7 protein-coding genes are annotated in these 10,218 nt (G+C 64.0%); 4 read left to right on the top strand and 3 right to left on the bottom strand.

The window, feature by feature from the left end:
- Positions 1 to 356: DUF1465 family protein (locus tag JOZ76_RS24035; protein ID WP_291702595.1), on the bottom strand; the 356-nt coding region annotated here is incomplete at its 3' end.
- 479 nt (positions 357 to 835) lie between these two features.
- A complete protein-coding gene (locus JOZ76_RS24030; RefSeq protein ID WP_291702587.1) occupies positions 836 to 1,027 on the bottom strand; it encodes a DUF1192 domain-containing protein in 192 nt (63 codons plus the stop codon).
- 87 nt (positions 1,028 to 1,114) lie between these two features.
- Here JOZ76_RS24030 and JOZ76_RS24025 point away from each other — a divergent pair, with 87 nt between their 5' ends.
- The 4 genes from JOZ76_RS24025 (at position 1,115) to JOZ76_RS24010 (ending at position 8,565) form a co-directional block, all read left to right on the top strand.
- Positions 1,115 to 2,113 (top strand): NAD(P)H-quinone oxidoreductase, encoded by a 999-nt coding sequence (locus tag JOZ76_RS24025; protein ID WP_291702585.1) that lies wholly within the window; start codon positions 1,115 to 1,117, stop codon positions 2,111 to 2,113.
- 141 nt (positions 2,114 to 2,254) lie between these two features.
- Positions 2,255 to 5,134 carry a putative bifunctional diguanylate cyclase/phosphodiesterase gene (locus JOZ76_RS24020; protein ID WP_291702583.1) on the top strand — a complete coding sequence of 960 codons (2,880 nt, stop codon included), beginning with the start codon at positions 2,255 to 2,257 and terminating at the stop codon, positions 5,132 to 5,134.
- A gap of 379 nt (positions 5,135 to 5,513) precedes the next feature.
- Positions 5,514 to 7,520, top strand: coding sequence for a serine hydrolase domain-containing protein (locus JOZ76_RS24015; protein WP_291702581.1), 2,007 nt, complete (start codon positions 5,514 to 5,516; stop codon positions 7,518 to 7,520).
- A 406-nt stretch (positions 7,521 to 7,926) separates the two neighbouring features.
- Complete coding sequence (locus JOZ76_RS24010) at positions 7,927 to 8,565, top strand: aspartate/glutamate racemase family protein (protein WP_291702579.1); 639 nt, start codon at positions 7,927 to 7,929, stop codon at positions 8,563 to 8,565.
- 651 nt (positions 8,566 to 9,216) lie between these two features.
- Here JOZ76_RS24010 and JOZ76_RS24005 read toward each other — a convergent pair.
- The coding region (locus JOZ76_RS24005) for an NAD(P)/FAD-dependent oxidoreductase (RefSeq protein WP_291702577.1) at positions 9,217 to 10,218 on the bottom strand (1,002 nt) is incomplete at its 5' end.

Here is a 10,218-nt window from a genome sequence, read left to right as displayed (position 1 = left end):
GGCAGCTTGGCGATCATGTCGGCGGGACCGGGATCGGCGGCCGACAGCTTGACCTTGGTCTTCTCGCGGTTGGCCTGGATCAGCGTCATCTCGCCTTCCTTGACCGCGCGATGCAGCAGAAGCCAGGACGCAAGCTGCATCAGCCGGGTCGTCAGCCGCATGCTTTCCGTCGCATAGGTGAGGCTCGCGGCCCGATCGAGCGCCTTGGCCTCGCTGCGGCCGGCGCCGTCGAGATAGGCAGCGGTCTCTTCGACCAGATCCATGCCCTCCCGGAACAGACTAGAGAACGCCGCCGAATTGGTCAGCCGTTCGTTGAACTGAACCAGAGCCCCATCACTCTGCGACCGGTCCGCCATGGTAACGCCTCTTACGCAACTGCCCCGCCCCGGCCGGCGCACAGCCGGCTTATGATGAACAAATCATTGCGCGGGCGGGAACGAGAGTCCAGTAGGACCGGCAACTATCGTTACGGATATGGTTTCCGGCGGATGGGCCGGACCTGAAGCAGCGACACGTCTCCGTAGTGAGCCGGCCTTCGCTTCAGTAGTTCTGCGGGAGCTTCAGTATTTCTGCGGGTTTGTATCGACGCTCGGGCATGCGCCAAAAAAAAGAGCCGCCGGTGACCGGCGGCTTTAAAAGTTGATAACAGGGAGGCGTCAAACAGAGTGACAGGAGCCACTCGGTGTCCAAACGAGGACGGTCTTAGTCATAAACCCGAAAGCTTAACCGATCGTAAACAAGGCGTTTTCTTTAAGCTTTATTTGCCATGTCGGCCATTGGCCGAGCGATCGGTCGTTCCTTCCCTTGCCTTTTGCTGCAGGTGACGCTCGCCTTCTCACGACTTGAAGAAGCTGTTCGCTGCGTCCTTTGAGGCGTTCCGCTTGGCAACCGCCGCCTGGAGCCGTTCGATCTCGGATGAGAGCAGCGCGATGCGCTCGTTCAACTCGGTGACCGAGAGGAGCGAGAGATCCTGGCCGATCTCGTGGCTGATCTTCTTGCGCGGCCTGTCGTCATCCTCAATCGGCATCATGTCCTCCTGATGTGGTTGCCAGCGCGAGTACGGCTGGCTAAGCAAATGCACGTCTCATTTTCCGCGTTTTCGCAAGGACAAACCATGGAAAAGCTGCCCGCGCAAATGACCGTGATCGGCATCTCCAAGCCTGGCGGACCGGAGGTGCTCTTGCCTGAAAGGCGCGCGGTGCCGCAGCCCGGGCCCGGTGAAATCCTGATCAAGGTCGCGGCCGCGGGCGTCAACCGGCCCGACGTCTCGCAGCGCATGGGGCACTACCCGCCCCCGCCCGGCGCCAGCGACCTGCCCGGCCTCGAAGTATCAGGTGAAGTCGCAGCGCTCGGACCGGGCGCGACCAGGCGCAAGCTCGGCGACAAGGTGATGTCGCTGGTCGCCGGCGGCGGCTACGCGCAATATTGCATCGCACAGGACGCGCAGGCGATGGCCGTGCCACCGTCACTGACGATGCAGGAGGCCGGCGCTACGCCCGAAACCCTGATGACGGTGTGGCACAACGTGTTCGAACGCGGCGGCCTGAAAGAAGGCGAAACGCTGCTCGTGCACGGCGGCTCCTCCGGCATCGGCACGATGGCGATCCAGCTTGCAAAGGCGTTTGGCGCGAAGGTGATCGTCACGGTGGGGTCGCCGGACAAGGCGGAGGCCTGCCTGAAGCTCGGCGCGGACAGCGCCATCAACTACAAAACTCGGGATTTCGTCCCCGAGGTGAAGGCCGCAACCGGTGGCGGCGGCGCCAATGTGATTCTCGACATGGTCGGCGGCGACTACATCGAACGCAACTACGACGCGGCGGCGATGGACGGACGCATCGTGCAGATTGCCTTTCTCGGCGCGCCCAAGGCCACCGTCAACTTCACCCAGCTGATGGTGAAGCGGCTGCATCATACCGGTTCCACGCTTCGCCCTCGTAGCAATGCGGACAAGGCTGCAATGGTCGCTGCCATCGAAGCCAAGGTCATGCCGCTGCTGCGCGAAGGCCGCGTGAAACCGCTGATGGACTCGACGTTCCCGCTGGAAAAGGCGGCCGACGCACACCGGCGGATCGAGAGCTCCGGCCATATTGGCAAAATTGTGTTGGCCGTCTAAACAGGCATCAACAATCTGTCTAAACAGAGGGTCACCCGAAACCCTTTGATTTCCCACACGTACGTGGCAATTATCGGCTAACAAGGGGGCGTACGCCTTGTTCGGACAGGGCGTGCTGCACGCCGAACGCGGAGACTGACCTTGCGTGGGAGCAGGTGCCTTGCGCTAACGGCGTTGGGCTTCATGATTATTGCCGTTGTTTCGCCGGCTCGTGCGATCGACGCTGTCAGCGTGCGCGGTGATGCGCCCGCGATCGACCTCACCGCAGTGGTCGAGTTGCAGCACTCCAACGATCCCGATCGTATCCAGGTTTCGACCGCGCCCGCCACCGACGGCATCGTCCGCCGCATCGAGGTGCGTGCGCGCGAGGGCGGACAGAACTGGGCGGTGTTCGCGCTCGCCAACAATACCGACGACCAGCTCGACCGCCTGATCGTCGCGCCGCACTACCGCGTGGTCGGCTCCGGCCTGCTGTGGCCCGACCTCGGACTGTCGCGAATTGCGACCATCACGCCATCGACCGGCGACCGCCCCGACCGCCAGGAAAGCCCGACCGCGGACGTCTACCGCATCACGCTCGATCCCGGTGCGGTCGTCACCTTCGTCGCGGAGCTGCGCACCGACAAGCTGCCGCAGCTCTATCTGTGGGAGCCCGACGCCTACAAGGACAAGGTCAATTCGTTCACGCTGTATCAGGGCATCGTGATCGGCATCTCCGGACTCCTGGCGCTGGTGCTGACCATTCTGTTCGTGGTCAAGGGCAGCATCATGTTCCCGGCCGCGGCGGCGCTGGCCTGGGCGGTGCTGGTCTATATCGGCGTCGACTTCGGCTTCTGGGGCAAGGTGCTCGACATGTCGAACAACGCCGAACGCGTCTGGCGCGCGGCGGGTGAAGCGATCTTGGCGGCGACGCTGCTGGTGTTCCTGTTCGCCTATCTCAATCTGTCGCGCTGGCACGTGCGCTATTCCCACATCACGATCGGCTGGCTGACCTTTCTGAGCTCGCTGGTCGCGCTCGCGCTGTTCGATCCCGCGGTCGCCTCCGGCATCGCGCGGATGTCGCTGGTGCTGATCGCGGTCGCCGGCTTTGCGCTGATCGTCTATCTCTCGACCCACGGTTTTGACCGCGCGGTGCTGCTGATCCCGACCTGGTTCCTGCTGCTGGTCTGGGTCGGCGCGGCGGGCATGACGGTGGCCGGCAGCGTGACCAACGACATCGTCGGTCCCGCGCTGCTCGGCGGCCTCGTGCTGATCGTGATGCTGATCGGCTTTACGGTGATGCAGCACGCCTTTGCCGGCGGCGGCGCCACCACGGGCGTGGTCTCCGACGTCGAACGCCGCGCCCTCGCGCTTGCCGGCTCCGGCGACCTGATCTGGGACTGGGATGTCTCCTCCGACAAGGTCTTTACCAGCCCCGAAACCGAACATTTGCTCGGCCTGAAGCGCGGCACGCTGGAAGGCCCCGCGGCAAAATGGCTCGAGGTTCTGCATCCGCTCGACCAGGACCGCTTCCGCGCCTCGCTCGACAGCGTGCTCGACCAACGCCGCGGCCGCCTGGTGCAGGATTTTCGCCTGCGCACGCCGGACGGCCATTTCATGTGGTTCTCGCTGAAGGCACGCCCGGTGGTCGGTTCCGACGGCGAGGTGTCGCGTGTGGTCGGTACGCTCACCGACGTCACGGAATTCAAGAATGCCGAGGAGCGCATGCTCCATGATTCCGTGCATGACAACCTGACCGGGCTGCCGAACCGAAAGCTGTTCATCGACCGGCTCGGCTCGTTCGCGAACTTCGCCAAGAGCATGCCGAATCTGCGGCCGACGCTGATGGTAATCGATCTCGATCGCTTCAAGCAGGTCAATGATTCCGTCGGCATTGCGGTCGGCGATTCCATTCTTCTCACTTTGGCCCGCCGCCTGACCCGCATCCTGAAACCCCAGGACACGCTGGCGCGGCTCGCCGGCGACCAGTTCGGGCTGATCCTGCTCTCGGAGCAGGATCCCGCGCGCATCACGGCATTTGCCGAAACCATCCGCAAAACCATCCGCGCCCCGATCGCCTTCAACGACCGCGAGATCTTTCTCACCGCCTCGATCGGGCTCGCATTATCCGATCCGCAGAGCCAGATTTCCGACGAGATCATCAAGGACGCCGAGCTTGCGATGTATCATTCCAAGCGCATCGGCGGCGACCGCATCGACGTCTACAAGCCGGCGATGCGCGCGCGCAAGCAGGACCGCCTGACGCTGGAGAGCGAACTGCGCCGCGCCATCGAGCGGGGGGAGATCAGCCTGCTCTACCAGCCGATCGTTCGGCTCGAGGACCGCGCGGTCGCCGGCTTCGAGGCGTTGGCGCGCTGGGATCACCCAAAGCTCGGGCGGATGTCGCCGAGCGAGTTCATCACCGTCGCCGAGGAGATCGGGGCCATCGTCGATCTCGGCACGCTGGTGCTGGACCAGGCGGCGCGGCAGCTCTCGGTCTGGCAGCGCGCGATGCGCGCGCGCGAGCCGATCTTCATGAGCGTCAACGTGTCATCGCGGCAGCTCTTGCGCCACGACCTCATCCACGACATCCGCTCGGTGCTGTCACGCTGGTCGGTGGCGCGCGGCACGCTCAAGATCGAGCTGACGGAATCGCTGGTCATGGAGAATCCCGAGCACGCCGCGCAGATGCTCACGCGCATCCGCGAGCTCGGCACCGGGCTGTCGCTCGACGATTTCGGCACCGGCCATTCCTCGCTCGCTTATCTGCAGCGCTTCCCGTTCGACACCATCAAGATCGACCAGTCCTTCGTCCGCACCACCAGCCGCGGCACGCGGCCCGTGATCCTGAAGTCGATCATCGCGCTCGCTCACGACCTCGGCATGGACGTGGTCGCCGAAGGCGCCGAAACCGATTCGGACGCAGTCGAGCTCTACCAGCTCGGCTGCGAATATGCGCAGGGCTTTGCCTTCGGCGAGCCGATGGATGCGGATGCCGCGATCAGGTTGCTCACCGAAGAGCGGCTGGAAGCCGCGAGCTGAATCTCGGCAGCGGTGCGCTTGCGGGCGGTACCTGTCTCACTTCCGAAGAAGTGATGGACAGAGGCCGGCGATCGGCCGATCCTCCGTGCAACTTGAGCGTTGTACAACTTAAGGTGGTACGGTTCAAAAATACCTCTTGCCTCTTCGTTCGCGTCGGCTGATGATCTTCTAGTGCCGCCGATCTGAGGTCCCTGACTGATGCGCGGCAAAACCGATTTCAGGGATTCAATTCGAAAGCGGCACTAGACTAGAATCGTAGATTTATGAGTAGCCCATGCCTTTCGGCGTCGCGAAAGATGTTGCCGCGATAGTGCGGAAGCGGGCACTCGCTTCTCCCGACGTGCGCCTCGACGCGCTCGAAATGCGATAGGAAGCCGTCATGCGTCTCTCGTTGCTCTGGCTGCTTTGCCTTTGGCTGGCATTGTCGGCGCCGGTTTTCAGCGCTCTCGCGGAGCCCGGGCCGACCTGCGCCGGCCATGCGCTCTCCGAAGCGCCGCTTGCAGCAGACACTGAGTGCACGACCGAGGCTGGGGTCAATCTCACCGTCCCCACCGGCTGGACCGTTGCCGCGCGGGACCATGCGTTGCGCCTCGATCCGCCCGGCGGCGACTCCCACATGATACTTATCAACGTCGACGCAGCGGACGCAGCCAGTGCGGTCGCTGCCGCCTGGCAGAACTATCGTCCAACGGAGAGCCGACCGCTGCGACTCGTCCTGCCGCAGGAGGCACGGAACGGTTGGGACGAAAGGCACATCTACGAATATGCAAGCGCTCCCAACGAAAAGCTGGTCGTCTTTGCGCTCGCTTGGCGCGCCGACCGCCATTGGACGGTTGCGATCGCGGAGGCCTCCCGCGCCACCCGAGAGAAATATGCGGCCGGCTTTTCGCTTATCCAGGAGAGCCTCCAGCCGGCCGGGTTCCAGCGCGAAACATTTGCGGGCCGGGCCGCCCATCCGCTCGACCCCGAGCGCATCGGCCTGATCAAGGACTTCGTGACAGAGCAGATGCAACGCTTCTCGATCCCAGGCGTAGGCTTGAGCCTGATCGATGGCGGTCGGATCGTGTTCGAGGGTGGCTTCGGCGTGAAGACGCTGGGTAAGCCCGAGCCGGTTGACGCAGATACGCTGTTTCTCGCTGCGTCCGATACCAAGGCGATGACCACCTTGCTGCTCGCCGAACTTGTCGACGAAGGCAAGTTGCGTTGGAACGAACCGGTCACGGAAGCCTATCCCTCCTTCAAGCTCGGTGACGCCGAGACCACGCGACAGGTTGAGATAAGGCATTTGGTCTGTGCCTGCACCGGGCTGCCGCGGCAGGATCTGGAATGGCTGTTCAACTTTACGCACGCGACTCCCGAGTCATCACTCGCGCTGCTCGGGACAATGCAGCCGACGAGCCGGTTCGGAGAGGTCTTCCAATACAGCAACCTGATGGCGGCTGCGGCAGGCTACGTGGCCGCATCCGTTCTTCAACCCGACAAGGAAATGGGCGCCGCCTATGACGACGCGATGCGAAGTCGGGTATTCGCGCCTCTCGGCATGTCGCGAACCACCTTCGACTTTGCTACCGCGTTGAGCGGCGACCATGCCAGTCCGCACGGCGTCAATGTCGACGGCAATACAGTGCCGGAAAATGCCGACAACGACGCGTCGGTCGTGCCGGTGCGCCCGGCCGGCGGCATGTGGACCAGCGCACACGACCTCGCCCAATACGTCGCGATGGAGCTCCGGCAGGGGCTTCTTCCTGATGGACGCCGCCTGGTTTCGACCGAGAATCTCTGGGAACGCCGCCGTCCGCAGGTGCTGTCCGGCTATCGGGAATCGTACGGCATGGGCCTGCTGGTGAATACACAGCGCGACATCCCCATCATTCACCATGGCGGCTCGCTGCCCGGCTATCGCAGTGAAATGATGTTCCTTCCCGAGCACGGCGTCGGCTTGGTGGTCCTGACCAACTCCGACACCGGCGGCTACCTGACCGGTTTTTTGTTGCGGCGGCTCCTGGAAGTGCTTTTCGACGGCAAGCCGGAAGCCACCGAGCGCGCAACGGCCGCGGCGATGCAGAGAGCCGCGCAGATCGCCAAAGCGCGTGCGCAGCTCGTCGTTCCAGCGGACCCGGTTCAGGCCGGTAGGCTCGCCTCCCGCTACGTCAACCCGGTGCTGGGCGAACTACGCGTGGAGACCAAAGACGGCACCACGACCTTCGACTTCGGTGCTTGGCGTAGCGTGGTCGGCTCTCGGCGTAACCGCGACAAGACCACGTCGTTCGTCACGATCGACCCGGCTGCCAACGGCTGGCAGTTCGTCGTCGACGAGCGCAACGGGGAAAGGGCGCTGATCGTGCGCGACGCCCAGCATGAGTATTCGTTCGTCGAAGCAAATTGAGGGCGGCTGCACGCAACCCTGCGGAGCTCTACCAGCTTGGCTGCGAATACGCGCAGGGCTTTGCCATCGGCGAGTCGATGGACGCCGAGCCGCCATACGGTTGCTCACAGAGGAGCGGCTGGAAGCCACGAGCTAAGCTGCGAGCGCCATTCGGCTCCAGATTCGGCGATCGTTGCCGTGGGAACTCAAATTCCATCATTTATCCGTGACCGAAATCCTTCGCACCCCCGGGTCGCATGGGGGTGACATGTGCGCCGAGCTCGGCTAACCCCTCTCCGGCACAAGCCAGGCTCGCCGGAGTTCCGCGGGCCAGATGAGCAGCCGGGCAACCCGGTTGCGTGGGGAGAGAGCGCAGCTTGGAAGGCCGCTCCGATTCAAGCCAGCAACTGACTTCGAGAGACCCAAGATGCGCATTGCCTTGATTCATGCCTTGCAACACTCGCTGCAGCCGATCGCGGCCTCGTTCGCAAAACTCTGGCCGGAGGCCGAGCTGATGAACCTGCTCGACGACAGCCTCTCGGCGGACCTGGCGCGCGAGGGAGGCCTGACGCGCGGCATGACCGAGCGCTTCCTCAAGCTCGGCCGCTACGCGTCGGGAACCGGCGCCGACGCCATCCTGTTCACCTGCTCCGCCTTCGGCCCCTGCATCGAGGCGGTGGCGCGCGCCGAGCGGCCGATCCCGGTGCTCAAGCCGAACGAAGCGATGATCGAGCAGGCCGTCGCGAGGGGACGTCGGATCGGCCTGTTGTCGACCTTTCGGCCGACGTTGGCGTCGATGCCGCGCGAATTTCCCGAGTCCGTCGAGGTCGTACCGGTACTCGCCGACGGCGCGCTCGCCGCGCTCGATGGGGGCGATGCCACCGAGCACGACCGGCTGATTGCGGACGCCGCGCGGTCGTTGCGCGACTGCGACGTCATTGCGCTCTCGCAATTCAGCATGGCGGGCGCGGCACCGCTGGTCGCGCAAGCGACCGGCCGGCCGGTTCTGACGACGCCTGACAGTGCCGTCAGGAAGCTGCGGGAAATGCTGTCGGTGCCGGCGTAAGCCTCACCGGGCGCTGGGTGGCGAACGTCGGATCCGCGCCACTCAGGGTCCAGGGCAAAAACCTCCGGCAATGGATCAGGCCCGGCGGCCCTCATGCGCCTGATACATTTCAACTGCATGCGCCAGAAAGATGCTGGCGCTGAACAATCCGAGAAGTGCTACGACTGCGTCAACCATGACGAACTCACCTTCGCGCAATGCCCCGCGCTTGATTATTAGGACCCCCGATTAAGAGACTGTCTGTTTCAGGATGATTTCTTCGTCCCCTGAAAATTGTTTCGTCGGCCAGTTCCGCCAACCCTCGATCACGGCCTTTTGTTGCCATGTTATCGCCCGTGGGGATGCGAATCCCGGCTGAGCCCCGATCTACCCAGGGAACGCAACGAGGTCAGGCGAATGAGATGATGAGCGTCATCTTACACTTCGCCGCAAGCACGAAATGGAGCACGCAAATGGGCGAGGTCATTCGATTTGTCCCGAAGTCGGAGCTCGAGCGGATCCGGCTCATTCGAGAGGCCCGCGCGATCTATGATAGCATCTTTCCGCCCTCGGACTCCCCACGCGAGCAGCGGGAGCCGAAGAGGTGAGTAGTCGGCGCGAACCCGCGGCTGCCCGCCGCAGATTGCGGGACGTGCATCCCAGCAACGTGGGCTACGGCCGCGCCGCCGGAGGCGCCTGCAAGGTGGGGGCGGCTGCGGCCAGAAGATCTGCACGGCTGCCGCTTCGCGGCGGATAGATCCGCTCGTGATTGATGGTCAGCTTGGTTGATTTGGCCGATGCGCCTGTCGTGCGGACCAGGCGATCCCATCCGACCGTGTAAAGCGCACCCCATTTGCCGAGATCGAGCACGGTGACATACCAGTCGATATTAAGCGGAAGCATCGGCTCACCGAACAAGTCGGCGACGACGTTGTGACCTGCGAAACGCCCCATCGGCCGCGCGAACTGACAGGACATCACGGTTGCATGAACGCCATCGACGATGCAGGACGCCACGTCGCCGGCCGCAAAGACGTTTTTCAGGCCGCTCGCGCGCATGAACGGGTCCACCATGAGCCGGCCGGAACGGTCCCGCTCACTGCAGAGGCCGGCGGCCAGCGGGCTTGCGCGCATGCCCGCGCACCACACGACGGTGTCGGTCGCGATCACCTCACCGGAACTGAGCGTGATGCTGCTCGCATCGACGGACGTGACGATCACGGCGAGCCGTGTCTCGATGTTCAGCGCCGACAGCGCCTCGTTGATGACGGGGCGGGCGTTCTGCCCGATGGTCGCGCCGACGACTGCGCTCGGATCGACCAGAACGATGCGCCGATGACCCGTCACACCGGCGCGGTCGAGCTTGGCCGGCATCTCGGTCGCCACTTCGATCCCGGTGAATCCGGCGCCGACGATGACGACGGTCGAACGCGCGTCCGACGTTGGCTGCCTGGCCAGCGCGGCCAGATGGGCATCGAGCCGTAGCGCCGACGCATAGGTGTCGACATCAAAACTGTGCGCGGCAAGGCCCGGGATCGGCGGGCGCACCAGTTCGCTGCCGAGCGTCAGCACCAGCCGATCGTAGGCGAACATCTCCTGAGCCTTGCCCGTTTTGACGGTCACCTGAAGTCGCGCGACATCGATGGCCTCGACCTCGCCGAGGACATGCTTGAC

The sequence above is a fragment of the Bradyrhizobium sp. genome, from assembly GCF_019244115.1.
Lineage (GTDB): Bacteria > Pseudomonadota > Alphaproteobacteria > Rhizobiales > Xanthobacteraceae > Bradyrhizobium.
Note: the sequence above shows the minus strand (reverse complement) of the source record. Positions and strands in the feature narration are given on the sequence as shown.